Annotated in this window: 18 protein-coding genes; 14 read left to right on the plus strand and 4 right to left on the minus strand. The window is 59.0% G+C overall.

Features of this window, described 5'->3' with window-relative positions:
• Positions 1-261 precede the first annotated feature (261 nt).
• Positions 262-2,397, plus strand: a complete 2,136-nt coding sequence (locus LUN51_RS02485) for a hypothetical protein (RefSeq protein WP_277809984.1) — start codon at positions 262-264, stop codon at positions 2,395-2,397.
• Positions 2,398-2,886: 489 nt separating this feature from the next.
• Here LUN51_RS02485 and LUN51_RS02490 read toward each other — a convergent pair whose 3' ends face one another.
• Entirely contained in the window at positions 2,887-4,650 is a 1,764-nt protein-coding gene (locus LUN51_RS02490; protein ID WP_277809985.1) for a hypothetical protein, read from the minus strand.
• Between the two features lie 442 nt (positions 4,651-5,092).
• Here LUN51_RS02490 and LUN51_RS02495 point away from each other — a divergent pair, with 442 nt between their 5' ends.
• Complete coding sequence (locus LUN51_RS02495; protein WP_277809986.1) at positions 5,093-5,905, plus strand: hypothetical protein; 813 nt, start codon at positions 5,093-5,095, stop codon at positions 5,903-5,905.
• 6 nt (positions 5,906-5,911) lie between these two features.
• On the plus strand, positions 5,912-6,556 hold the full coding sequence (locus LUN51_RS02500; protein WP_277809987.1) for a DUF6056 family protein: 645 nt from the start codon (positions 5,912-5,914) through the stop codon (positions 6,554-6,556).
• Positions 6,557-6,680: 124 nt separating this feature from the next.
• Here LUN51_RS02500 and LUN51_RS02505 read toward each other — a convergent pair whose 3' ends face one another.
• Complete coding sequence (locus LUN51_RS02505) at positions 6,681-8,201, minus strand: glucosyltransferase domain-containing protein (RefSeq protein ID WP_277809988.1); 1,521 nt, start codon at positions 8,199-8,201, stop codon at positions 6,681-6,683.
• Between the two features lie 162 nt (positions 8,202-8,363).
• Here LUN51_RS02505 and LUN51_RS02510 point away from each other — a divergent pair, with 162 nt between their 5' ends.
• Positions 8,364-9,674 (plus strand): DUF6056 family protein, encoded by a 1,311-nt coding sequence (locus LUN51_RS02510; protein WP_277809989.1) that lies wholly within the window; start codon positions 8,364-8,366, stop codon positions 9,672-9,674.
• A 373-nt stretch (positions 9,675-10,047) separates the two neighbouring features.
• Here LUN51_RS02510 and LUN51_RS02515 read toward each other — a convergent pair whose 3' ends face one another.
• Together LUN51_RS02515 and LUN51_RS02520 are read right to left on the minus strand one after the other, a co-directional pair.
• Positions 10,048-11,031, minus strand: coding sequence for a glycosyltransferase family 2 protein (locus LUN51_RS02515; RefSeq protein ID WP_277809990.1), 984 nt, complete (start codon positions 11,029-11,031; stop codon positions 10,048-10,050).
• Positions 11,028-11,387: a GtrA family protein gene (locus tag LUN51_RS02520; RefSeq protein WP_277809991.1), complete on the minus strand. Its 360-nt coding sequence runs from the start codon at positions 11,385-11,387 to the stop codon at positions 11,028-11,030. The genes LUN51_RS02515 and LUN51_RS02520 overlap by 4 nt, the downstream gene beginning before the upstream one ends.
• Before the next feature lie 289 nt (positions 11,388-11,676).
• Between LUN51_RS02520 and LUN51_RS02525 the strand changes: the two genes are divergently transcribed.
• The 10 genes from LUN51_RS02525 (at position 11,677) to rfbB (ending at position 25,811) form a co-directional block, all read left to right on the plus strand.
• Positions 11,677-14,829 (plus strand): beta strand repeat-containing protein, encoded by a 3,153-nt coding sequence (locus LUN51_RS02525; RefSeq protein WP_277809992.1) that lies wholly within the window; start codon positions 11,677-11,679, stop codon positions 14,827-14,829.
• A 184-nt stretch (positions 14,830-15,013) separates the two neighbouring features.
• Positions 15,014-15,835: an HNH endonuclease gene (locus LUN51_RS02530; RefSeq protein ID WP_277809993.1), complete on the plus strand. Its 822-nt coding sequence runs from the start codon at positions 15,014-15,016 to the stop codon at positions 15,833-15,835.
• A 102-nt stretch (positions 15,836-15,937) separates the two neighbouring features.
• Entirely contained in the window at positions 15,938-17,086 is a 1,149-nt protein-coding gene (locus tag LUN51_RS02535; protein ID WP_277809994.1) for a site-specific integrase, read from the plus strand.
• Positions 17,087-17,165: 79 nt separating this feature from the next.
• The gene (locus LUN51_RS02540) at positions 17,166-17,927 is read left to right on the plus strand and encodes a SapC family protein (protein ID WP_277809995.1); all 762 of its coding nucleotides are present in this window, start codon (positions 17,166-17,168) and stop codon (positions 17,925-17,927) included.
• Positions 17,928-17,936: 9 nt separating this feature from the next.
• Complete coding sequence (locus tag LUN51_RS02545; RefSeq protein WP_277809996.1) at positions 17,937-18,206, plus strand: hypothetical protein; 270 nt, start codon at positions 17,937-17,939, stop codon at positions 18,204-18,206.
• Positions 18,207-18,354: 148 nt separating this feature from the next.
• Positions 18,355-20,058 carry a 3'-5' exonuclease gene (locus tag LUN51_RS02550; RefSeq protein ID WP_277809997.1) on the plus strand — a complete coding sequence of 568 codons (1,704 nt, stop codon included), beginning with the start codon at positions 18,355-18,357 and terminating at the stop codon, positions 20,056-20,058.
• A 424-nt stretch (positions 20,059-20,482) separates the two neighbouring features.
• The gene (locus tag LUN51_RS02555) at positions 20,483-20,995 is read left to right on the plus strand and encodes an opioid growth factor receptor-related protein (protein WP_277809998.1); all 513 of its coding nucleotides are present in this window, start codon (positions 20,483-20,485) and stop codon (positions 20,993-20,995) included.
• Between the two features lie 813 nt (positions 20,996-21,808).
• Entirely contained in the window at positions 21,809-22,426 is a 618-nt protein-coding gene (locus tag LUN51_RS02560; RefSeq protein ID WP_277809999.1) for a DUF6036 family nucleotidyltransferase, read from the plus strand.
• A gap of 580 nt (positions 22,427-23,006) precedes the next feature.
• Entirely contained in the window at positions 23,007-24,443 is a 1,437-nt protein-coding gene (locus LUN51_RS02565; RefSeq protein WP_277810000.1) for a hypothetical protein, read from the plus strand.
• 267 nt (positions 24,444-24,710) lie between these two features.
• Positions 24,711-25,811, plus strand: a complete 1,101-nt coding sequence (rfbB, locus tag LUN51_RS02570) for a dTDP-glucose 4,6-dehydratase (protein ID WP_277810001.1) — start codon at positions 24,711-24,713, stop codon at positions 25,809-25,811.
• Positions 25,812-25,835: the final 24 nt, after the last annotated feature.

Consider the following 25,835-nt stretch of genomic DNA (forward strand, 5'->3'; position numbering starts at 1 on the left):
ATGCCATGGGCTGCTAGCTACTGTCAGTTCAGGCAAATGACTGTTCCAAGTTCTCACCCAGGGGAACGGACCTAGTACAGTGGTCAAACACTAGGATCTTCCTTGTTAAGCACTTCTTGTCGATCTGCGCAGATTGGCAAGATCGAACCACAGTAGCGTCTGCGAGCAGTATTGCGCAGAGGGTTCGAAGCTGAACTGGATCCAATAGGCGGTGGCTTACCGCAAAGTGGCAACATTTGCATATGCAAGGAGAATGCCGGAATGGCTAATATTTCTTTTGACGCTAACTATTATTACGAACAAAAGCTCAATCAGCTCCAGAGCACGGACAGCGAGCAATATGGTGACTGGACCATCGCTGACGTCGCTTTGGCCTTCAACGAAAGCGGTCTGACGGCTGAAGAGCACTATGAGCAGTATGGTGCTACAGAAGGTCTGAACCCGAGCGCGGAATTCGACTCTCAGGCATACCTGAGCGCCAAGCTGGGCCAGATGCAGGAACAGGACAGCGAGCAGTACGCTGACTGGACCGTCGCAGACGTCGCGCAGGCGTTCGAAGAAAGCGGCCTGAGCCCGCTGGAGCACTACAACCAGTTCGGCCAGGACGAAGGCCTGGAAGCCGTTCCGGCGGGTGAGTCAACTGGAAGCCTCACTGAAGCGCTGTCCGACCTGGCTGATGCCCAGCAAGCTGAAGTCGACTTCCGCGAAGGCCTTGGCGATCTGGACGTTAACGCTGACGGCGAAATCGACGTTGACGGCTCTGTCGACGTTGAAGCAGGCGAAGCTTCCGCGGACGACGTGAAAGACTTCTACACCAACGCTTCCGCCAACATGAAAGCGCAGACCAACATCGATAGCTTCGCTGGTCGTTCTGCTACCGTTCAGGATGCTGCCATCTCTGACAAGCAGTCCGAGCTGGAAACAGCCGTTCAGGACGAAACTGACGATGCTGCAGACGGCATGACCAGCCTGTTGGAGACTCTGGAAACACGCCAAGAGACTCTAGCCACCAAGCAAGCTGAAGTTGCCGACGCTGAAGAAGCCTATAGCGATGAGGTCACTGCGTTTGATGCTGTCAACAATGTAACTGTTGGCACCACTGCGGGAAATGTGAATTTTGTCAACGACGAATTCGGTACGCTGACTTCAGAAGGTGACATCGATACTGCTTATGCAGAACTCGTCGATGGTCAGTGGGAACTGACAGCTGATGGCGCAACTGCTGGCGATAGCAGCGGTAAGCTAAAAGGTATCGCTGATCTGTACGCACAGTCTCAGGCTCTTGATTCTGCCAATGCCACTGAACAAACCGCTCTGGATGCCGTTCAGGAAACTGTCGAGGACATCATCCTGGCAGAATCTGGTGCCTACGAAGTCGCAGACAACGGTAGTGCCTTTGACGAGACTACTGGTGCTGTCGACCTGAGCGCTGGTGATGCCACTGTCTACGAGACTGAGGCTGCCGCTGATGCTGGCACCGAAGCCGTTTACACCATTGATCTGGCGGGTGCTGAGACAGACAACACTGCTAGTACTGGTGAGACTATCACCATTGGCGGTGAGACAGTGTTTACCGGCGAAACCGGAGGCACAGGTATTACTGATGCTGCTGCTATCGTTAGCGATATCGACAGCAACACGGTTACCATCGACACTGTAACCTACGACATCGCCGCAGTGAGTGATTCTACAACTCAGATCACTCTGACTGCCCAGAGCGTAGCAGATGTTACCGCAGATTTGACAGTTGGCGGCACTGGCACTGCGCCGACTACTACCACCTTCGCCACTACCACTGATGGTGAGGCTGCCGGTGCTACTGAGTCGGCCGATATTTCCGATGCTAATGCGCTGAGTAATGCGATTAGTGCACTGGAAGGCTTTGAAGAGCAGGTTTCTTCCTTCGAAGAGTCGCGTGATCTGAACAACCAGCTTGATTCACTGGAAGGCGACATCGAAGACGCCACCGCCGCCATCGAGAATGATCCGGACAACGAAGATGCTCCGGGCCTCGGCGTAACGCTGGCTGACTTTACTGATGGCGCGCAGGGTACTTCCGACAACGAAGTCTTCCTGTTCGAAGACAGCACTGACACTGACGTTGACATCGGTAACTTCGGCGCCGGTGGTGAAGACAAGATCTACTTCGGCGAAGGCTTCAGCCTGGTCGAGTTGGGCGACGACGCTATCTCCGACAACGTCGGCGATGCCGCTGCTCAAGAGATCTTCTGGGAGCAGGATGGCAATAACGTCAACCTGTACGTCGAAGCTGAAACCTTCGGTGGTAACAGCGCCGGTGAAGCTGACGTGACCAAGGTCACTCTGACCGGTGTCGACGGTGCCGACATTAACGACGAGCTGAGCGCAGGCTTCCTGTCCGCTGGTGAAGTCGCCTAAGGTCTTTTGACCTGCACCCTTTGAGGGGGCTCCGGCTCCCTTATCGAGTGATAACCCCCGGCTTAGGTCGGGGGTTTTTCGTTACTTATTTCTCAAAATGGTGTTACCCGTGTAAGAAATATCGCCAATTAATGTAAGCTATTTCCTACAATAGCCGCGGAGGCTTTATATCGAGCCCGCTGGTTATCAGCTCAAAAGAATGCCAGGGTTTACCTGGTGCCCGCCGCGCGATGTGGACTTTATCTCTTATCATCTGCTCCCGTTACGTCCTGGTCGCTGGCCGAGGCTGCAGCCATTGTGACAAGTCTATTCATTGCACTCGATCCAAATAAAAAACCCCCAGCCGAGGCTAGGGGTTAGATCGTACTTCATTTGGGCAAGTAAGCACCTTAGCGCTTACTGCATCAGGCAGCCTGTACTGCACCACCCGATGACTTCAAAGGAGCAAAGGGGAGGTTGCCCTCCCCCTATGGCCTAGCTCAAAAGAGCTTAGGCGACGGTCAAGAAGCCGTCAGAGTTGATGCTAACTTCACCACCGGTGACGCCAGTCAGGGTGACCTCGGTCATGTCGGCAGAGTCACTGGAGCTGTTCCCGGCGAAGACCTTCTCTTCGAAGAAGACAGAGGTATCGGTGCCGTTGTCCACCACGATAGCTTCGAGGGCAGAAGCATCGCCCAGATCGTCGGTAATGTCATCGGCAGTTACCACGTCGCGCTGCTCACCAACGTAGATACGGTCGCCAGCAACCTCGCCTTCAGCGTTGGTTTCAGTCACTGCGAAGTTGTCGATGGCCGCATCGGTATCGCCCAGCAGGAAGATATCGTTGTCGGCGGTGCCAGCTTCGTCGGCGGAATCGATGGCCTCAACCGCGAAGCCTTCGTCTTCCAGGGAAGTTTCGGCTTCCTCAACGGAGGCGTCGAGCTGAGCCAAGTCATCGACCAATCCTTGAGTCTGCGCAGCGAGATCCTGCGCGTCGGACAGCTCGCTTTCGGCGTCAGAGACAGCGTCGACTAGCTCCTGACGGTCTTCCTGCAATTCCTTGATCGTGTTCAAGACCTCGCCAGTGCCGGTCAGATCGAAGCTGGCTTTTGCAGCCTGAACATCGCCGTTGAGCTCAACGCGCTCTTCGGTATCCGCAACAGCAGCGTTAACAGCCTGTTCTGCGGCAGTCAGCTCTTCACCCTCAGCGGCTTCGAAAGTGAAGTCATAGCCAGCGATGATAGAGACCTCGGCATCAACGTCACCTTCGTTGACTTCCTCGACATCGAGGATAGTCGCGATGTTGTCGCGCACGTCGAGGAGGTTGACGCCGGAAGCAGCCTCGGCATTTTCGCCGCCGGCACCGATGTGAGCGTTGATGGCATCACGAACCGAGTCCAGCAGGGCTGCGTTGTCGCCATTGACGGAGACGAAGCTCTCTACGGCCTGCTCGGCATCAGCGATGGCTTGCTGCCACTCAGAGGCAGTGCCTGTCTCGGTTGAGACGTTACTGGCTCCACTGTCAACCAAACCACTACTAATGTTGGTATCCGCTGCATACCCGGACACATCGTTGGCTTCGATATAGTCTGCGGTATTAAAAGCTGCAACACTTACAACAGCATCAGCGCCACCACCGGTGTTAGATACGGACACATCTTCACCAGCAGCTGCACCGGTAACAGTCAGAGTGCCTCCGGCGTAAGAAGCAGTCACATTGCTATCGGTACTAACTTCTGTAGCGAGGGCGCCACCTGTTGTGTCGAGATTTGTATCCCAGGCAGTTGTATACTCAGTGCCATTGACGGTCACGGAGAAGGTCGCAGAGTCAGTCAGCCCAGACAGGTCAATAGTGGACTCTTGAGCTACATCCGCGAAGTCTTCGGAAATGTAGGAAGGGTCAGTAGTCAGGCCACTATCAGTCGCAGTATCGCCCGCAACTTCATAAACAGCAGTCAGAGTGGAGATATCTGTGCCGTCAGATGCATAGACGGTTTCATCCGCATCGACGTCGGCCTGAGCTTCGGTTTCGGCGGCGTTCAGGTTGGCATCGGACATGCGGGAGTCGGCAGCCACGGAGTCCAGCTCAGTGACAGCAGCATCGATATCGGTTTGTGTCACATCAGTTGCTTCACCATCGGCAGCGGCAGCGGCCGACTGGAGCTCAGCAGCACGTGCGCTTGCCAGTGTGGCCTGGTCGTCGAGTAGATCGTTTTCGGCGGTAACCACGGCGTCATCGGCGGCGGTATCGGCCTGCTCGATGGCGGTTGCCACTTCTGCAGTAGTCGGCTCTTCGTCTTCGGCAACGCCAGAAATAGCTGCGGTTTCTTCGAGCAGCTCGTTGTCAGCGTTGTCGTTCAGGAAAGAGGAACGCTCGTCCTGTGCAGTCTGCAGGGTGGACAGCGCTTCAGTGAGGCTCCGGCGTCGCGTTCTTCAACCGGTTGCTTTTCCGGGCATTCCTCCCGCAGTGGATAGCGCGCAACCTACCGACAACCGGTTTCATGCGTGGCAACCACACCGAGGTGGCGATGGGGCACGACGGGTTCAAAATTGTGTCGCGGGGTTCCTGATATAGCAGCGACGGCGATGACATCAGCTTCGGTGATGTCGCGACCGGGGTGTCCGGGGCGCCGTCGCCGATTGCGGCGCGATGGCTACCCGTAAAGGGGTTGGGTACAATGCAGCGTTTTGTGAGCTGGCCGTCACGGAGGGTGCCATGCTTGAGGTACGATGGAGTCGGATTGCTAGTAGTGCGCTGCTGATGATCTTTGCGGTGGGTTTGTGTTTCCAGCACTGGCACGTCTTTCCTTACCATGATGACTGGGGTTATGCGGTTCTCAGTTATGTGACCGAGCAGACGGGCTTCGTCGGGCAGAATTTCAGTCAATGGCAACTCGTGAACTTTCTTCACGACGAGTACATGAATTGGTCGCCGCGCTTTCTCGCCTTCTTCATTCAGGTCAATCTGTTCAAGCTGGGTATCGATGCCGTTCGGCTGACACAGGTGGCGGTGCTGCTGGGTTGGCTGATGCTGTCGGTACGCATCGTATCGGGGCGTGTTCGACATCCCTTGGTGGCGGTGGGTGTGGTCTATTTTCTGGCCTGGCCGAGTTTCATCACGGTAGGAGGGCTTTATTGGTTTTCGGCGTCCATTGCCTATGTCTGGGGCGTGGTGCCGTTACTCCTGGCGGCGTGGTGGTTGCGCTGCGATGCCACCTTGTCGTGGCGTGCCGTGGCCATGCTGGCACTGGCGGCGCTGTTCCATGAGCAGATGGCGGTGACGGTTATTGGCGTATTGGTAGCCTTCGTGCTGGCGCGTCGTCTCGATGGCGAGCGCCTTCCCATGAGCCGCCTGGTAGTGCGTTGTTTCCCGGTGTTGGTGGCGTTCGGGGTGATTATATTCGCGCCTGGCAATTTTTCCCGTCAGGCCAGCTCGCTGCAGGATGGCGCATTGCTTGGCAACGCCGTCGCCAATCTGGCTCGGCTGGGAGAACTGGTCGCGGGTTCCTCAGCGGGCGTGCTGGCTTGAGTACTGATGCTGGCGTGTGTGGCGTTACTGGCTTGGGAAACCTTGGCACAGACCAGTCGTCGCCGACGCTATCTGTCGCTGATGACAGGGCTTGCTGTGGTGGTGATGCTCTCGGCTGTGCTGCCCGTTGTGGCGCTGTTGGGCGTTTGGCTGGTGTGGGTCGTACTGTTGTTGCGCCGCTCTTGGGGCATGCCCGGTGTGGCGGTGGTGCTGGCTTTATTGGTGGGGGCGCTTTCCTCGTTGGCGCTGTTGCTGATGGCACCTTCGGTTGCAGGACGCTCGTTTTTGATCTTTTATGCGTTGATGCTGGTGCCGGTTTTGCATGCATTGCATGCCGTCTCGCATGCTTGGAGGTGGCGCTGGGCGGGGATTTTCGTGGTGATGCTCATCTTGCCCTTCGCAGGGACGGATACACTGCGCGTTTATGAAGGTTATGCACAAAACGCCCCTGTTCATCGTCTCAACCAGGCGCGCTTGCGCGTACTGGCGCATGAGATACAGGCGGGCCAGGAGGCTCCAGGCAGCGTGACGCTCTCGCGGCTGCCCAATGACCGCTACGCGGAAACCATGCCCTATCAGCGTCCGTTGATCGAAAATTGGATGAAAAAGTATTACGGCCTGCCGTCGTCGCTTGAGCTTCAGTGGGAGTGAAGTCGATGTGTCGCCGAGGCTTTTGACCGCCGGATACGCGGCGACACCGGTAACATGGCGCCGGGTCTGGGCATGCGGCGGATCGCCCGTATGGTCAGAAGGCGACCCCAGCCGGTGACGATGCTCAGTCGACGCTGAAGGGCAGCCAGCCCCGATGCTTGCCCAGCTTGACGATCATTACGCCGTTGTGCCGTTGAATGGCCTTGGGGTTCGGCCAGGTTGGCATGGTGTCGACGTGGGTCAGTGCGCGCATGGTCTCGGCCTTGTCGGCATTGCGCCAGTCGGCGATGCCATAATAGCGGAAGAAGTGACGCAGGCGGATGTTGTTGCCGCCGTCCCAAGCGAAGAACGAACTGCCGAAGACATCGGATTTCGGCAATTTGTGCATACTGTCGTTGGGGATGCCGCCATGAAAGTAGACGGGCGTGTTCGCTGGGTCGAAATCGGGGTAGTTAGTGTACAGCACGGTGGCGATGCGGTTGGCCATCAGTACATCGGCATGGCGCACGGCGGCGTCGGAGGCAAAAAGCTGGGAAACCCAGCCACTGTGCAACACCAGCAGGGCCACGCCGATGCTCGTCAGCCAGCGTGGGTTGAAGCGTCGCAGCGCGTAAACCGCCAGCAGGGGGAAGGCCAGGTTGGTGGCCACGAGGACGCGTGGCGGCAGGGCGTAACGACTCGTCAGGCAGAGCACGAAAGGCAGCAACAGGATCGCCGCCGCTAGCGCCGCACGATACAGGCCCAAGCTGCGCGGTCGGGTTTTGCCGAGCGAGAGGCCGATGGTTAGCGCGGCCGCCAGCGTGGCCAGCGAAAAGCTCGTCAGGCCGTAGTTCTGCAGGCCCGCCACACCCAGGGCCACCTGCCGGGTTACGGCCTGCAGGTAGGCGGCCAGGCTGAGATCGAGGTTCATGAAGGTTGTCAGATAGCCGACGTTGCTCTTCTGGTAGTAGCTCTGAGTCCAGTGGGTGACAAGACTGTAAAGGACGATGGCGGCCACGCTGACCATGGCGAAGCCGATGAGGCGGGCGATTACCGTGCCAGGCAAGGGACCCCGGGTGTCGCTATCGAATAACAGTTTGCCCAGCAGCATCAGCGGGGGAACCACGACGAGCGTCTGGTAGATACCGATGGCATAGGCGTAACAACCCACGCTGAGCAGAAGCAGTCCCCACCGAGCGATGCCTTGGCGCGATCTGTCGCAAAAAAGCCATGTGCTGGCGATGGCCAGCAGGTAACCGATGGCCACGGTGTCGGCCTGATTGATGAATTCGAACTGGTAGGCCATCTGCGGAAAGCCCACCATCAGGGTGCAGAAGACCAGCGCGGGCAGGCCGGTGAGCGCGAGTAGCCGGGCGGCCAGCAACGCCGCCAGGCTCAGGGCGAGGATGGCCACCAGCAGTGTGAAGAAGGGCACGAAGGGTTCGGGAAGCAGCCAGGCGCGTAACAGGCTGTGCCCCCAGCGGCCAAAGGCGATGGTCTGCTCGAAATTATCGCGGAATTCACCGTCGATGGGCAGGCTGAAGTGGCTTAGTGGATAGCCGTAGACGATGAGACCCGCCATGGCGGTCAGCAGGAACAGCTGTGTATTGTGGCTTACCGAATCGAACAGCGAGGGGGAGCTACTGGCGGAATCAGCGCAAGACATGCGGGCCTCATGGAAATGGCGACCAGTCCGGCCGGCGAGGCTGGCCGGTTCAAAATGGCGTGATGCGGCGTGATTCTGCCGAGTTTTTCATTATTTGTCGACTGGTGTGGCTGAGGTTCCCGGCGTATCCTCCGTCGCCAAGCCATTGATCCAGGGGGACTCATGCTCAGCCATTGTCGGGCCATTCGTGGCCTTTTTATCAGTTTCGCGGCACTGTCTGTCGCCGTTTATGCGGCGATTTTCTGGCGCATGCCGATGATGGGCGAGGATTTCGCCTTCCCCCGCACTCATGGCGACACCGGATGGGGCGAGCGGCTGGCATGGATTGCCTACAAGATTCCAAGCCACACTGCAGGTTGGAACGCGCGCTTCGGCGAGCAGTTGGCCATCGTCTGGCTCAACCTTCCGGCATGGATGTTCTGGCTGGTCTCACTGGCGGCCTTCGTGGCGTTCAATGCGCTGATTGCCATGGTGTATTCGGGGCGGCGTGATCTGACACTCAAGCTGGCGCTGTCGTTGGGGCTGATGTTCGCCCTGTGGCCGGGGCTTGAGATCTTTTTCTGGAAGACGGCCAATGCCGGCTATCTCCAGCCGATCGTACTGTCCTTGATCTGTATCGTGGCCTATCGCAGCGAAACGACGTTGGCGTCGATGAGCCGGCGCCCCGGGGCCATTGCGGGGCTGTGTCTCGTCGGGTTGTGTGCGGGCTATTCGTTCGAGAACGTCCCGTTGGCACTGGTGCTCTACATGATGCTGGCATGGGGGCTGTCGCCGCGGCGCCGTGAGATGTGGCCGGCGCTGTTGCCGGTTGTCGCCGTGCTGATCGGCTGGGCGACATTGATGACGATGCCATCGACAGCTCATCGCCGGGCTTATTATGCGGAAGTCTTTGGGGCTGAGAATCCCGACCTGACGTATTATCTTCACCGTGCGGAAGAGGTGACCGGCACATTCTTTGATACTTCGGCGCTGCTCTTTGCCTTGGCGTTGGTTTCGCTGGTCTTCCTGGTAGTGCTGCAACGTCGTGGATGGGTGAAGATCGATAGGCGTGCCTGGTGGACCGTCATGCCCGCCGTGCTGGTGGTGGGCTCGATGATGGCAGCACCCTATACTGAACCGCGTGCCTTTTCGCTGGCCTGGGCGTTGATGTTCGCTGTTGTGGTCGAAGCCGCTTGGCAGACTTGCCAACGTTGGCGCTGGGCCGGTGCCATCTGGGTCGCGTTACTGGCGATCTCTGCGGGTTTCGCAATCAAGACCTTAGTCATCTACGAAGACGTATCGGATACGTTCCAGGCACGTGAAATGAGGATCCTCAGGCATCTCGATACGCCGTCTTGTGCGGAAGGCTTGCCCATCCGACAGCGGCATTTCAACTATGCGTATCGTTATTTCAATAATCGTGATGTTTGGTATCTTTCCGCATTGCCGCAGGTTGGGGAGTACTACGGCTGCAAGCTGATCCCGGTCAAGTAGCTGTTAGAGCATGGTCAAGATATTCCAGTTCGGGTAAGCACAAAGGCAAGCTATCGGCAGTGGACTGTGGAAGCGTACTTGTTCGCGATCCGTGTCGTCGACATACCATGCTCACCGCTATCGGGAATCAATTCCCTCCCACAAGGACACGCTAACCGGCAGGGGCTGTGGGAGTGAACTTGTTCGCGATGATCTGTGCCGCATTTCCCGGCAAAGTGCGATGAACCTTTTTTATTGTGGCCAGGGCTGGCGTTGCTTTTCTGGCAGACAGTGGAGGCTACTCGCACCCGTTGATCCTGAATCTCGCGTGTCTGATGGTGTTCAATAATCGAGACGCATGGACCATGCAGAATCTCGACGCCATGGGCAGTTTCTACGGTTGCTCACTGGACCTTGAACAAGCGGGCGGTTGAGCCATGCTCTCGGTGCGTTCGCCGTTGCGCAGCAGGCGCTTGACGATGTACCGGGGGCGTTGCTTGCTTTCCATATAGATGCGGCCGACATACTCGCCAAGCACGCCGATTCCCATCAACTGCACGCCGCCCAGAAAGAGGATGGCGGTCATCAGCGATGGGTAGCCGGGAACGGCATTGCCCCATACGAGCTTGTCGATGATCAGCCAGGCGGCGTACAGGAAAGCGAAGGTGGCGACGCCGAATCCCATATAGGTCCAGATGCGCAGCGGCACGGTGGAAAACGAGGTAATACCTTCCAGGGCCAGATTCCAGAGTTTCCAGCCATTGAACTTGCTTTTGCCCGCCGAGCGTTCGACACGGGTGTATTCGACCACGGCGGTATCAAAGCCGACCCAACTGAGAATGCCTTTCATGAATAGCTTGCGTTCCGGCATGTCGATAATGGCATCGACGACACGCCGTGACATCAGGCGAAAATCACCGACGTTTTCCTCGATGGGGGTTTCGCTGATTCGGTTGTTGAGCTGGTAGAACCATTCGGCGGTGCGGCGCTTGATGTAGCCGTCGCTATCACGGTCACTACGCTTGGCGAGCACTACGTCGAAGCCTTCTTGCCATTTATCGATCAGCCGTGGAATGACCTCGATAGGGTCTTGTAGATCCACGTCGAGTGGAATCACGGCGTCGCCCTGGGCATGTTCCAGTCCCGCGAACAGCGCCGCCTCCTTGCCGAAGTTGCGGGAAAGGTCGAGCGCCGTCACGCGGGCATCCGATAAGGCCAGGGCCGCAAGGATTTCTGCCGTGCGGTCACGACTACCGTCATTGACGAACACGATCTCGAGTTCGTGTTCGCGAAGGGCCTCATGTTCGCGGACGGTCTTATAGAAAAGCGCGATGGTGTCTTCTTCGTTGAAGACGGGAACGACGAGCGAGATGTTCAAGAGCGGCTCCTGAAGACGCAATATCGTGAATAGACAAAGCCGAGTATCAGGCTGATCGCCGAGAAACTGATCAAGGTGATCAGTGGGGGCAGGTCGCTCAGGTCGGCGAGCTTGCCGACCAGCCAGCTGACCAGGCCCATGAATGCGACGAACAACATGTAGCGAGCGGGCGTCGCCTGGGATCGAAAGGTCCAGTGGGCGTTGGCGAAGAACGAGAACGTCACCGCGATGATGAACGCCACCAGATTGCTGGACGCCTGGATGCCTGTGAAGTGGTAGGCAATGGCGAACACGCTCCAGTGAATCACTGTATTGATGACGCCTACCGACGCGTATCGGGTAAAGAGCTTGAGCATGAGGGTATCGTAACTGTGCCGACTGGCGATGCGTGCCGCGTTGATCAAGGCATCGTAGTCTACAGGCCGGGTACGAGGAGATAAACGCCGACGATATGTTTCAAGACGGGCTGCTAGTGGATTGTCGTGCCGGTGACCAGTCGCGACGTGACAATGCACCGGTCGACGAAAGCGTTAGGTGGAGAGATATCGCTGACAGTTACCATGCGTTACGCTATTTGTCGCAATAATACGACACTCACGTCTTTGATCATCCGCCTCGTCCCGAGGGGTGATGGAGCGATGTTATATGGCACTTAGAGGGTTCGACAAAACATACTATCTGAACGCTAAGTTAGCGCAGTTGGAAGACACGCCGGAAACGTCCGACGAGTGGGCGGGCAAGAGCGCGGATGCTTTGGATGATGCACTTCGGAACGATTATGGGCTGATGGCCGAGGAGCATTATCAACAATACGGCTTTCAGGAAGGCCTGGCGCCCAACGACTTCTTTGATCCGCAACAATATATTCAGGCCAAGGCCACGTCGCTCTTCAACGACGATACGAGGGACTATACCAGTATCGATGCAGCCGCTGAGGCGTTCGTCGATATCTGGAATGGCAATGTCTACCAGCATTACCTGCAGTACGGTGCCGATGAAGGCATCAACCCCTCTCAGGCATTCGACGCTTCGGCGTATCTGGAAGAAAAGCTGGTCGCATTGCAGATCGCCGGTGAAACGCAGTATCAGAGCGTCGGCGATGTGCGCGCGGCTTTCGACGCGGCCGGCCTGACGCCGTTGGGGCATTTCATTGAGTATGGTCGCGAAGAAGGATTGAGCGCGCCGGAGGTAGCGCCTGATCCCCCGGAAACCGACCCAACCCCAGCGCCGGATCCTGTCCCGATGTTCGAGCTCTCGGCCAATGGCATTCCCACCGATATCAGCGACGGGGCGGATAGTGTGACCGGCGGCCCCGGCGACAACGTGATTCGCGCCAGCCAGGATGCCGATGGCAACGGTACCGCCGATGACCCGCAGCTCGAGGTGGGCGATGTTCTGGATGGCGGCGGCGGCACGGACCGCCTCGTGGTCACGGACGTGGACCCCGGCACGCATGACCTGCCGACGTTGAGCGCCGGCACGGCCGCCACGAACATCGAGATTCTCGACATCAGGACGCTCGACGAGGGCGCGGCGCAGTCGCTGCAGATTGATGTGGCCAACTATGGTTATGACCTGACGGAGCTTCGCTTCGCCGATGGCGATGACGTGGCGGACGGTGTCGAGGTGACTAACCTGAACGCCGGCCTGACGCTTCAGGCGACCACCGACCTTGGCACCTTGGATATCGCGGGCTATCGCGCTGACGTTTCCGAGCAAACGACCATGCTCTCGCTGACCGGTGGCGTGACGCTTGCGGATATCGACGATACCAGCGCGGCCACCGAGTCGCTGACCATCGAGTCAATCGGCGGGAATGGTAATGCGGTCACTAATCTGGGTGACGACGGACGCTTCCAGGGCACGGATATCACGATCACCGGCGATACCGCGTTCGCCATCGATCTCGGTACGAGCGATATCGACACGGTCGATGGCAGCCAGGCGACCGGAGCATTGACGCTGGATGGCAGCGACGGCGCGGATACGCTGATCGGCGGTGCGGGCACCGATAGCTTCGGCCTGGGCCAGGGTGACGATACCGTGGTTATCGGCGCGGGGGATACCGGCATGCATGATGGTACCCGCGATACGCTGGTGAGTGCCGACACCGGTGATGCGGTGTCGCTGCAGGCCGGATTCGGTAGTTTATCGGGTGATTATGGCTTGAGCGACGGTGATGCGGTGGGCGTCCAGGCGGGCGTGAAGGCCGCTGATGGCGAGCGCGATATCTATCGCGATACCACCAATGAGCGTCTGGTGATCGAGACGGCGGATGATGGCAACACCACGCAACGCGCCGAGTTGGCGATCAGCGATGCCGCGAAGCTGTCCATCGCCTATGAAGCCGCGAGTGACCGCTTGGTGTTCGGTCAGCAACCACCGTCTTTTCGCCTGGATGGGGACAAGCTCGATGTCACGGGGAACAACATTAGTGGCTTGAATCTTAACGTCGATCTTGACCAGGATCCTGTGCGCGCCGGGTTCGACGCCAACGCCGACCCACAGACCATGCCGGGAGGGCTGTCGTCGCGCGGCGGTTCGGCGGCTAATAAGGTGGACCTGTCCGCGTTCGATGCGGCCGGTGAAAAAGTCATCGTGCAGGGTAATGTCAATGCCAACACGGTCCAGTTGGGCGACGGCGATGAGGTGATTCGCTTCGGCGATCTTCAGGGCAATGATCGGCTGATGGGCGGCGCTGGTAACGATACGCTGGAAATCGCCAATGGCGGCGCAGGCGCCAACGCCTTCGCACAGGATGCCATGCTCGCGGGGATCGAGATCGTGTCGTTGGCTGATGGGGGCCATTACGGGGTTGACCTCGGTGGGCAGAGCGAGAGCTTCATGGTCAACGGCGGTGACGGCGATAATATCTTTATTGGCGTGGGAGAAAAGGACGGTATCGATGGCGGTGCCGGTCGCGACACGCTCCGCCTGCGCAGCGGCGACCATCACGTGAATGCTTTTGGCGACGATAGTGGCCTGCAGAATGTCGAGGTCGTGACCCTAGGCGATGGCGGCGATTACGGCGTCGACCTGCGAGGACAGAACGAAGATTTCATAATCAACGGCGATGACGGTGCCAATACCATCGTGCTGGGCGACGGTCATGATGAGGCCCATGGCCACGGCGGGGATGACACCTTCATGCATGTCGGCCACGACGATAGGCTCGACGGCGGTTTGGGCACCGATACCCTGCGCATCGAGACCGGCGATGAGTTCAACCAATTCGATAGGGACTCCCTACTAGAAAGTATCGAGACGGTGCGCCTGGCGGATACGCCCACTGGCTCCGATGATCTTGGCGTCGATTTGAATGGCCAGTCCGAGGGCTTCATGATCTACGGCAATGACGGTGAGAATAGCCTCCAAGGCGGCAACGGTGCCGATTGGTTTTATGGTGGCGAAGGCGTAGATACTCTCACTGGGGATGAGGGCGACGATGTCTTCGTGGTCGACGATTTCACGGCGACCGATTTGATCACCGACTTCAGCGTCGGCGATGACATCAGCTTCGGTGATGTCGTAACTGGGGTGGCCGAGACCGATACCTCGTCGCTGGATACGAGCGCCACGCTTCAGGACTATCAAGATGCAGCGGCCAATACCACCGCCGGCCAGGTGAATCATTTTGAGTTCAACGGCAATACCTACCTCGTCTTCGATGCGGATGGCGGGGCGACGAGCACGTTCGAGGCCGGCAATGACGGCATGGTCGAGCTATACGGCTCGGTGGATCTGAGTGGCCTGAAAGCTGTCGATGCCGGCAATGCCGAAGCCGTCACCCTTGCGTGATGCCCACCCATGAAGGGCGGAGATGATGCACGGCTTTGAGCTGGCGCAGCTGTGGCGTAGACCGTGAATACGCAGATCGGAGTGTTCCATACGCTTACCCAGGTGTAGCGAATGTTCATATGCGACTGTTTTCCCTGGCATACTCCTTGCGATATGTGAAACACGCCAAAGGGGCAGGCAAGCCATGACAATCCTTGACGAGATCGAACCCACCCGCCGGCAACGCGTGTACGACCTGGTGCACGCCGCGGGTGTCGATGTCAGCCATTGGGACGTTTCCAAGGGCAACTCCAGTAGCGCGGCGTCCAATCCCAAGTATTGCTTCGATTGGTCGTTCGTCGGTGAAAGCGCCGTTGTGCTCAACCTCTGGCACGATGGCATGGAAGAGCGGGAGGGCATTGTCCGGTACGCATTGAATCCGCGACAAACGGCCGAGAAGGCGACGGGGAGACGGCTGCTGCGTGCCAGGCAGATGGAGGCCGCCATTCAGACGGCCATGCGGGCGCGCCTGCCCATCCGGGCCATCGTCAATGCCGGAAACAGAAAGAATGCGTCGAACCGCACGACGAGCGTCAAGCGGCGGCTGCTCGACCCGGTCGCGTGGCGCGTCGAATCCTACGATGACGCGACGGGCCATTGCACGCTGGTCCGCAGCCAAGCACGGCCGACCTTCATCGACCAGTTCACCGCCTGGGGAATCGGCACCGAGTCACCCGACAAGAAGACGGTGACGACCGAGGTGACCGCGCGGTGTCCCCAAGTCCGGCAGCAGGTGTTAACCAGGGCGAACGGCTACTGCGAGTATTGCCGGGAACCGGGGTTCACCACCGGCGATGGCAAGATCTTCCTCGAGACCCATCACGTGATTCCCCTCGCCGAAAGCGGCCCGGATACACCGCACAATGTCGTGGCCCTGTGTCCGAACCATCATCGCGAGGCGCATCATGGCGCCATGCGAGACGCCATTCGCCAGCAGTTGCTCGCGCATCTGCAAACGTTCGCCTGACGCATCCCGCCAGGTCCCGCAGGGGCGAGGCCTTGGTTGGGGCGGGAGTTCGGCCGCAGAACATGGTTTGCTGGCCAGGTCACTCACCGAGAGGACCTTGCCATGACCGTGACCCGTTTGACCGAAGATGTCGTGCAGCGACTGGAGTGCCCCTCGGGCCACCAGCACTGGGCGGTGTTCGATACGCTGCTGTGCGGGCTGTACGTGGATGTGCAGGCCAGTGGGCGAATGGCCTACCGGCTGCGCTACCGAACCCCGCAACGGACCCGTTACCTGACCCTGGGCGATGCGCGGGTCATGACGCTGGAAGAGGCGCGCCGCGAGGCCCGCGATGCCTTGCGTAAGGTGCGTGCGGGGGCGGACCCGCGCGCGGTGCGGCTGCCGGGGGCGGGGCCGACGGTGGCGTCGTTCTTTGTGCAGCGCTATTTGCCCTACGTGCAGAGCTACAAGCGCAGTTGGGCCACCGATGAGACCCTGGTCCGCCTGCATGTGCTGCCGGCACTGGGCCCTCGCGGCATGGGCGAGTTGAGCGGGGCGGACATGGCGGGTCTGGTGGCCGCCATGCAGGCACGCGGCTATGCGCCGGCGACCGTCAACCGGGTTCTGGTGATCCTGGGGTATGGCTATCGCCTGGCGCTGCGCTGGAAGGTGCCGGGGGTGGAAGACAACCCGCTACGCGAGATCCGCGCGCTCAAGGAGGACAACCGCATCGAACGCTACCTGACGCCGGAGCAGACCGTGCGCCTGCTGCAAAGCGTGCGTGACAGCCGCAACCCGTGTCTGGCGGATATCGTGGCGTTTCTGCTGTATACCGGGGCGCGCAAGCGGGAGGTGCTCGATGCGCGCTGGCAGGATATCGACTGGACCCACCGGCATTGGCGCATTCCCCATACCAAGTCCGGGCGCATACGCCACGTGCCGCTCTCGGAGGGCGCGCAGGCCCTGCTCGCCCAGCGCCGCGCTGCCTGCCCGACAGGGAGCGCCTGGGTATTCGCCAACCCCGCCACCGGCAAGCCCTTCGTCACCATCTATTACGCTTGGTACCAGGCCCGACGCAAGGCCGGGCTGCCAGCGCTGCGCCTGCATGACCTGCGCCACAGCTTCGCCAGCTTTCTGGTCAATGCCGGGCGCAGCTTGTATGAGGTTCAGGTGTTGCTGGGGCATGCCAACGCACGCACGACCAGCCGCTACGCCCACCTGAGCCCCGAGCGGCTGCGCGATGCCGTGGCGGCGATTCCTCCGCTGCAATGAGCCCGTTCATCACCGGCCCATCGCGGGCCGGTGTGTGGCACACTAGGGCCGCTCAACGAACCACAGACAAGGAGTGCTCATGCCCAACCCGTTGGTCATCAGTCCCAAGGAGTGCTGGGGGCTTACCTGGCACCCACCCATTGATCTCAGCTTCGCCGCCGAGACGGTCCTTTTGCCGCTGCACGCGGGGGAAATGGCCAAGGCAGCCGCGAGCATGCCGCTGGCGTTGGTCAAGCAAGGCCGCGAGTGGCAATTGGTCGGCGTGTGTGGCCTGGAGCCGGGCCACAATCTGTTCATCAAGCAAGGCCAGTGGTTGGGGCATTATCGTCCGCAGTGGCTCGCCACCTGGCCGTTCGCGGTGGTGCAGGTCGGCGAGAAGAGTCTCATCACCTTCGAGCGCGACAGCGGCCTGCTGGGCGCCGAGGAGGGCGAGCCGTTCTTCGATGCCGAGGACCAGCCGAGCGGCCGCACCGCCGAGGTCATCGCTACGCTCAAGGCCAACCACGGCAAACGTCGGCGCACCCGCGACGCCCTCTCGGCCCTGCAGCGGGCAGGCGTGATCACGCCCTGGCCCGAAACGCTCCAGAGCCAGTTGGGCATGGCCGTTCCCGGCCTGCACATGGTCGATGAGCGCGCCCTGGCCGAGCTGGACGACGAGGCCTTCCTGGCGTTGAGAAAGGCCCAGGCACTGCCGATTGCTTATGCCGTCAATCTGTCGCTTTCTCAATCGCACCTACTGACCCGGCTTGCCCGCGTGAACTCGGGCAAGGCGCCTGTCGAAGAAAACCTCGATAACTTCTTCGGCGACGATGAAGAATTGACCTTCGATTTCGATAGTTGAGGACCCCGCATGACCATCAAGGAATTTGAAGAGGCCGTTTGGCAGTTGGAAGGCATCCGCCTGGTGATTCGCGAGGCGTCCGGGGCCGAGGTCGACGATTATGACTACGAGCGCGCGGCGCGTAGCGACCATTCGGTGACGGAGTGGCTGCGCAACCGCATCCATACGCGTCTGGAAGGCCGCGAGGTGACGGTCGTCAACGGCTATGGCGAGGTGCCGCATGGCCGCACACGGCTGGATAACCTGAGGGAGACTTACGAAGCGGTAGTATGCGAATGACAGGAAGAACGGTGCAGTGCGTATCCCTGTTGGTTGTGATGTCGGGGGCGAGCCTTAGCGGCTGCATGGTGTCATCCTGCATTTACCACGAGAACCGGCTATAGATCTGGGCTGTGATGTGGTGCATGAAGAAGCGCGAGGACAGTTGATGAATCAGGATGTTTTTGAAACGCAGGTCATGAAGCTTCTGAGCTTGCATGCACCAATAAAGGCACGCCACCTGGCTTCCATTCTTGGCAATGAGTTTGGCCTACACGTTGATCGTAGTGACATAAACGCGCTGCTTTACCGCCTCAGAAAGGAAGGCAAAGCAAAGGTTAATGCGTCGTACCAGTGGAGCCTGGTAGGAGGCGTCGCCCAGGGAGACGATGAGGCAGGGAGCAGAGTCGCGTCCCTACAGGCTGAACCGGCTCAGTCGACTATCACGTTTACCGACGAACAGCAGGCGGTGATCAATCTCGATCCGTCTCAGCACTTGCTGATTCGTGGTCAGGCCGGCAGCGGTAAAACCACCGTTTTGGCGGCCAGGGCAGGCAAAATCCTGTCCGCTATGACCAAGGGATCCTTGCTTTTCTTGACCTATAATTCGGCTTTATGTGCCTACGTTAAAAAGTCGTTTCGGCAGGCGGGAATGAAAGGGGATATCGAAGTTAAGACCTTTCATGACTGGTCACGCAGTACAGCCAAGGCAATGGGATTCGAGTTCTCCGGCTGGGTAGATGGTAAGGCCCGTAGCGAACAGCTTAAGAGGCTGGTCAAGGAGGCGGAAGAGGAGGTCGGAAGGCATCGCTTCTTTGATCTGGAGGGAGCGCCTCATCTATTGGGTTGGTGGGGTGAGGAAATCGCCTGGCTCTTCGGCCAGTATATTACCCGGCTCGATGACTATCTTGCTGTCGAACGTACAGGTCGGGGGACGGCGGTTCGAGTCACGCAGGAGGATCGTCGCTTCATTTGGAGCGTCTACGAGCTGTATCAGGAATGGCTTGAGGAAACCCGGCAGGAAGACTACGACAATCCGGCCGGGCTGTTGTTGCGCGTAATGATGGAGCAGGGCGGCGACCTACCCGAGGAATACCGCCATGACCATGTCATGATCGACGAGGTACAGGATTTCGATAAAAGCTGGCTGCTGGTAGCGGCGAAAATTCCCCGCGTTTCGCTCAGTATGGCTGGAGACATGGCGCAAAAGATTTACCGTCGTAGCTTTACTTGGGTATCACTCGGCATCCAGGTGCAGGGTGGTCGTTCCCGGCGCCTTTCGGCGAGCCATCGCACGACACGACAGGTCATGGACGTGGCCGAGCACTTGCTGGCGGATAATGACGTGACTGGCAATGCTGATTATACGGTACCGGTTCGTCCGGTTAAGGAGGGGGAGAAGGTTAGGTTGCTGCTTGCTTCTGATGCGAAGCAGGCCTATGACAAGGGCTATGACTTTGTTGCCAGTGAGTATAAAAGGCTGCGCACCACTTCTGTTGTGGTTGTCCTGCCGTTTTCGCGTCAGCTCTATCCTGCCCAGAAAGCACTGGAACAACGCGGATTGAACGTCAAGAAGGTTAAGGGAGCTGGACTTGGTGGTTTCGTGGGGGGCGTTGCCGTGACCACCTACCATCAGCTGAAGGGTCTTGAGTTCGATCATGTCATCATCATGGGGCTGCATGATGCTCAGTATCCTGGCCGCCTTCTCGAAAGTGTAGCCATGGAAGATATGGACCAGGAGGCCAGCATGTTGAGGCGTGTACTGTATGTGGCGATGACACGTGCCAAGCAGAGCGTCACACTGGTCGGCTCTCTTCCTTTCTGTCGTTTTTATGATGACGTACCAGAAGAGATGTTTAATAGCATATCGTGATGAATACGCCACGTTTGGTCGGCAATTTAATAGAAATCGGGGGACCCAACCATGGGGTCTGCATGCCGAGTATGTCGTGTTTAAAGCGGAGATGGCACGCCGTTGCCGATTTTGGGCCAGGTACTGGCCCGCGTGCACTTCAGGGGAACCAAGGGGCTTAGCCGAGTGGCGCCACTATTGGTGAAGCACTAACCCACGTCAGCTTGATGCGAAGGACCTTCGACCATGGTGAGTCGCAGGCTCAGGGACAGCCAATGGAGCTCAAACTGATACCTGCTGACGGTAACGGATATGCCGTTTTGCCTGCAGACTTGGCTGAGTCTCCCAAAGACTGATGTATTGGTGCTGCTTCTCACGGCGTAGGTGCTTTGGCACAGCACTCCAACTGCGTCTCTTTAGATCACTGACTAACAAGGACGCTGTCATGAATGAGCCCGATACGCCCTTGATCGCGTTTTATCGCGGCGAAGCCGGCGATCACAAGGGGCGCACTCTGGAGGATATCTGGGCGCTGTCGCCTTTCTGGCTGGAACATACCCATGATTATGTCCAGTGGCTGTTCCCAATTCCCGAGGCGGGGCGTTTCAACGGCTTTGCGCCGCTGCTGGGCGAGGCCGACCGCGCCGCCTTCGCCCAAGATGAGACACTGCGGGCCAATCAACGCCGCTCGCTGGATGTGATGCTGGCGTTCTTCGGGCTGACGCGTCGGGCGCTCGTCATCGAGGCGCTGCCCGAGTTGAACATGCGTGAACATATCTGGCTGAAGCGCGGCGGGCACAACCACCTGCGCATCTCGCGGATCATTCGCAGCCTGCACCTCTGCCAGAAGCCCGAGCTGGCGGCGGCCTTTCAGCAGGCGATGATCGAGATCGGCACCACCCAAGGCGTGGTGTCGGAGCCGTCGGTGGATTACTGGCGGGCCGCCAACCATTCCTGAAGATGGCTGTACTATATCGCTGTGACGCCCTGTGCGGCGTTTATGCCGCGAGTGCACCTGCCTCGCGGCATGAAAACGGTCCTGATAAATGCGGCACAGGTTATCGCGAACAAGTTCGCTCCCACAGCCCCCTGCCGGTTAGCTTGTCCTGATGGTTCTGTCCGTGTGGGAGGGAATTTATTCCCGATAGGGGTGAGCATGGTACGTCGACGACACGAATCGCGAACAAGTTCGCTCCCACAAACAGCCTGCTGCCGATAGTTTGCCCTGATGGTTCTGTCCGTGTGGGAGGGAATTGATTCCCGATAGGGGTGAGCATGGTACGTCGACGACACGAATCGCGAACAAGTTCGCTCCCACAAACAGCCTGCTGCCGATAGCTTGCCCTGATGGTTCTGTCCGTGTGGGAGGGAATTGATTCCCGATAGCGGTGAGCATGGTGGGGCCTTACCATTTCACGCTGATCTGCGAAGAACCTTTGTTATACCGCTGTGACGCTTTGTGTGGCGTTTATGCCAGCAGCCATCTAACGGTGAGCACGGCGTGAATGGCGATCAAAGGACGATGCCATGAGCGGGCCTCACAAGCTCGGCTGGGGCTTGGTCTCGACAATGACGCTCGGGAAGGCGTCGTTCTTGATGGCATCGAGCGCTCGGGCGAGCGGTCGTTGTCTCCCCATGGGAGCGTTTTCTCGCGGCTCTGTCCCTCTGGGCTTTCATCCGGTAGCCGACGTTGGAGAAAGTTGGCGGCGAAATACACGTTTGATAAGTGGGGAAGTGGTAGCGTTTGAATACTTGCTTGCAGGGGGACTTCATGCCGATAGAATTGAGAAATTACCCGACAATCGAGCCCGATACAGCATTAGGACATGCCCTGGTGGCGTTCTTCGACGTGCTAGAGCCAGTGTTCGCCTCTGGCGATAAGGGGGTCTTCCAAGTAATTGTTTTCGTAGGGTGTGCGGTTCATATCCATACCCAGGCACGAGGGAGTGCTGACGTGGATGCTGAGGTGGCATCCCATGGCTACGCTGATAAGTCCGACGTCATTGCTCGCCTAGATGAAGATGTCTATGTATTCACAGACGAAGAGGGGATTTCGCAGGTACTGGAACTGGATTCCAGTTTTAACACAACGCTTGGCCCTCTGCACGAGGATTACGAGGATCGCGTTATCCGACTGATGACACAAAGCCGCGTTTCCAACGTGGAGGTTTATGTAGCGGGTGCGATCGATGTCGCCATTTCTAAGCTCGGTCGGTTTGGTGATCGTGACATGCACGATATACAGGCGTTGCTTCAGCTTCCTCATGTCAATATCGACGAATTTGAGAGCTTGGCACGCGAAGCGATTAGCTATGTTGTTGGTGAACAAACTCGTATACTGGGTAACCTTAAGGTGGTTTTAGACGACTATCACTGCAGCGAGGGTTAGTCATGGCAGTTTCCTTCACACGCAAACGGCTATATCGCGTAGGCTCGCGCCCCCTTGCAAGCGCTGTTGATGATGTAAGGCAGCTTGCAGAAGCTGTATGGTACCGTGGTTACCGTCCTACGGGGGAGGAGCTGGAACGACTGCGTGATGTCATGTCTTGCGAGGAATTTCAGCGAGCGCTCTGTGTTCTTGAGCTGCTTAGCCAATATCCAGTGTGTCGTCGAGACACAGCACGGCACTTGCAACAGCTCACCCAGCGCTTCCATCGACAATTATTAGGCGATGACGATACACCGGCCCAAGGGCGGTATTCGCCGAGCAAGCGATGGGGGTTGACCGAAACCACGGCACCGCTACGCAAAGCACTGCTGCCTCTCCAAACCCGGACCTACGCTGATGCGACTGGGTATCGTCACGGGTTGGGTGCTTAAACCGCTTTCTCACGTGGCTAGGTTGTCGAGTAAGCGGCGCCATTCCCAATGTAATGTCACCTGTGCTCCTGGCATGACTCAAGCAAGCGGCTTGTAGGCCGATAACATCATATACCGATGTTTATCTGTTCATGATCCAGGGGTCCGTGATGTCATTGCGTTTCGATACGGCGTATTACCTTGAGCAAAACTCCGACGTCGCGGCTGCTGTGACGGCAGGCGCCATCCCCGGTGCCGAGTGGCATTATGAGACGTACGGTGCGGCCGAGGGACGCAATCCCAATGCCGTGTTCGACACCAGCGAATACCTGGAGGCGAATCCGGACGTGGCCGATGCCGTCGCCGCCGGCATCGTCGGGCCGTTCGCGCACTTCCTGGCGTATGGCGCTGAGGAGGGGCGTGCGCCCAGCGCGGCGTATCAAGACGTGGCGGCGGGGTTCGACGAGAGTGCCTACTTGGACGCCAATCCGGATGTCGCCGAGGCCGTGGCCAGCGGGAGTTTGGCCAGCGGTTATGAGCATTGGATCAAGTTCGGCCAGTACGAGGCGTCTCGCGAGGCGGTATACACCGATGGCGGCACCGCCATGCCGGCGCCGGCCCCCGGCGATGACGGGGTCGAGACGGTCGATGTCGTGGCCGGTGAGCTGCCGGTGGCAACGGTGGTGGCGTCGGTGGCTGCCGGGGCCGAGGTCGAGTCGGGGGCGACGTTCGCCGACATGACGATCGATGGCGATGCAGCGGTGCCCATGACGTTGCCCGAGATCGAGGCGTCTTTCGAGCTCGGCCTGGAAGATGGCGCGGATACCAGTGGCCTGACGCTGCTCGATCCGGCACGGCTAAACATCGAGGATGGGGCGACCGTCACCATGACATCGGCACAGTATCGCGCCTTCACGGATATCAACGCGGGCGTCGCGAATACCCCGGGGCATGAAACGGTCGTGTTTAGCGGTGCCGGTCGGATCGACCTTTCCGATGAGTCGCATCTGCAGCACGGTGCCTATAACTATGTGGAGGAGTTCCGCCTGAGCGACGAAGGCAATACCTTCATCGCGCCGGACAACGGCTTCCTGATCACGGGGGGCACTGGCGATGACCGCATCATCACGAGTGTTGGTGATCAACGAGTGGCGCCCGGCCAGGGTGACGATTGGGTCGATTTTTCCGCCGGCGAGACCGACATCGATATCTTGACGTACACCCTCGGTGCGGACGGCGACGATTCGCTGCTCGGGTTCGTGGCCGCGGGAGCGGATGGCAACGCCGCTGACGTTGGCCCCGGTGAGGATGCGTTGCGATTCAGCGGCGTCGAGGATGTCGCGGCCCTGGCCCTGCGGGTCGATGCGGTGCGCTTTGACGATAACGGCCCGCGGGCTTCCGCCTCGAAGGATGGCGGTATCGATATGGCGTTGGACTTCCAGAATGGGGGCTCGCTGACGTTCGTCGACTTTCTGGAGGCGGCGACCCTGGTCGAGGAGCCCCCACTCACTTCTGCCGTGCCCAGTGGAGAAAGCGTGGCGCTCACTGGCGTCAACGCAGATGACCTTTCCATGCTGTTCGGCGCTAGCCTCACGTTCGAGGCGTGAGGTGGTGGTCGTGGGGCCTTGGTGGTAAACAGGCGTTTACGTTGGTTCATCGCCGATCAGCGTGAAATGACAGGGCCCCACCATGCTTACCGCTATCGGGAATCAATTCCCTCCCACAAAGACAAGCCAACTGACAGGGGGCTGTGGGAGCGAACTTGTTCGCGATGATCTGGGCCGCGTTTCCCGGCAAAGTGCGATGAACCTTTACTTTGACCGTGGAGGCCTACGCCGTAGACTAGGGCGGTTTTAACAGCAGCGGATACCACAATGAAGATCCTAGTCACGGGGGGCGCCGGCTTCATCGGGTCGGCGGTGATTCGGCATGTGATCGCCGAGACCGAGCATGCCGTGGTCAATGTCGATGCATTGACCTATGCGGGTAACCTGGCGTCGCTGGGCGAGGCGGCGGACAGCGAGCGTTATGCCTTCGAGCGTGTGGATATCGGCGATGCCGAGGCGTTGCGCGAGGTGTTCGCGCGGCACCAGCCGGAGGCCGTCATGCATCTGGCGGCGGAGTCCCATGTCGACCGTTCCATCCATGGGCCGGCGGATTTCATCCAGACCAACCTGGTGGGGACGGGCGTGCTACTCGAAGTGGCGCGTGAGTACTATGAGCGACTGGATGCGCCGCGCCGCGCTGCGTTTCGCTTTCACCATGTCTCGACCGATGAGGTCTACGGCGATCTTGATGGGCCGACGGGACTGTTCACCGAGGAAACGCCCTACGCGCCAAGCTCGCCTTATTCCGCGAGCAAGGCGGGGTCCGATCATTTGGTGCGTGCCTGGTATCGTACCTTTGGCCTGCCGGTACTGGTGACGAACTGCTCGAATAACTACGGCCCGTACCATTTTCCCGAAAAACTCATTCCCTTGATGATTCTCAACGCTCGGGCGGGTAAGCCCTTGCCTGTCTATGGCGATGGCAGTCAAATTCGGGATTGGCTGTATGTCGAGGATCACGCGCGTGCGCTGGTGACGGTCCTCGAATCGGGGCGTGTGGGTGAAACCTACAACATCGGCGGTCATAACGAGTATCGCAACCTCGAGGTGGTCGAGCATATCTGCGCCTTGCTGGAAGAGCTGGCCCCCGAGCATCCGGCGGGCGTGACGCGATACGCGGAGTTGATCACCTACGTCAAGGACCGCCCGGGCCATGACCTGCGGTATGCCATCGATGCCGGCAAGATCGAGCGTGAGCTGGGCTGGCGCCCGAGTGAAACGTTCGAAAGCGGGTTGCGCAAGACCGTGCAGTGGTATCTGGACAACGACGCCTGGGTCGCTGACGTGACCAGTGGTGCGTACCGCGAGTGGACTCGGCGCCATTACGGTGAGCAGACGCCGAGCGCCGAGGCCGAGACGAAGGAATGAACGACGCTTCAAGGATTCGATACT

The sequence above is a fragment of the Chromohalobacter canadensis genome (assembly GCF_029544075.1).
Classification (GTDB): domain Bacteria; phylum Pseudomonadota; class Gammaproteobacteria; order Pseudomonadales; family Halomonadaceae; genus Chromohalobacter; species Chromohalobacter canadensis_A.

Bases quoted from the DNA above. Each gene is read 5' to 3' on its own strand.
- LUN51_RS02505 (WP_277809988.1), bottom strand. From the start codon at position 8,201: ATGTCTTGCGCTGATTCCGCCAGTAGCTCCCCCTCGCTGTTCGATTCG.
- LUN51_RS02530 (WP_277809993.1), top strand. From the start codon at position 15,014: ATGACAATCCTTGACGAGATCGAACCCACCCGCCGGCAACGCGTGTAC.
- LUN51_RS02485 (WP_277809984.1), top strand. From the start codon at position 262: ATGGCTAATATTTCTTTTGACGCTAACTATTATTACGAACAAAAGCTC.
- LUN51_RS02525 (WP_277809992.1), top strand. From the start codon at position 11,677: ATGGCACTTAGAGGGTTCGACAAAACATACTATCTGAACGCTAAGTTA.
- rfbB (WP_277810001.1), top strand. From the start codon at position 24,711: ATGAAGATCCTAGTCACGGGGGGCGCCGGCTTCATCGGGTCGGCGGTG.
- LUN51_RS02520 (WP_277809991.1), bottom strand. From the start codon at position 11,387: ATGCTCAAGCTCTTTACCCGATACGCGTCGGTAGGCGTCATCAATACA.
- LUN51_RS02535 (WP_277809994.1), top strand. From the start codon at position 15,938: ATGACCGTGACCCGTTTGACCGAAGATGTCGTGCAGCGACTGGAGTGC.
- LUN51_RS02500 (WP_277809987.1), top strand. From the start codon at position 5,912: ATGCTGGCGTGTGTGGCGTTACTGGCTTGGGAAACCTTGGCACAGACC.
- LUN51_RS02550 (WP_277809997.1), top strand. From the start codon at position 18,355: ATGAATCAGGATGTTTTTGAAACGCAGGTCATGAAGCTTCTGAGCTTG.
- LUN51_RS02510 (WP_277809989.1), top strand. From the start codon at position 8,364: ATGCTCAGCCATTGTCGGGCCATTCGTGGCCTTTTTATCAGTTTCGCG.
- LUN51_RS02495 (WP_277809986.1), top strand. From the start codon at position 5,093: ATGCTTGAGGTACGATGGAGTCGGATTGCTAGTAGTGCGCTGCTGATG.
- LUN51_RS02545 (WP_277809996.1), top strand. From the start codon at position 17,937: ATGACCATCAAGGAATTTGAAGAGGCCGTTTGGCAGTTGGAAGGCATC.
- LUN51_RS02555 (WP_277809998.1), top strand. From the start codon at position 20,483: ATGAATGAGCCCGATACGCCCTTGATCGCGTTTTATCGCGGCGAAGCC.
- LUN51_RS02565 (WP_277810000.1), top strand. From the start codon at position 23,007: ATGTCATTGCGTTTCGATACGGCGTATTACCTTGAGCAAAACTCCGAC.
- LUN51_RS02540 (WP_277809995.1), top strand. From the start codon at position 17,166: ATGCCCAACCCGTTGGTCATCAGTCCCAAGGAGTGCTGGGGGCTTACC.
- LUN51_RS02560 (WP_277809999.1), top strand. From the start codon at position 21,809: ATGCCGATAGAATTGAGAAATTACCCGACAATCGAGCCCGATACAGCA.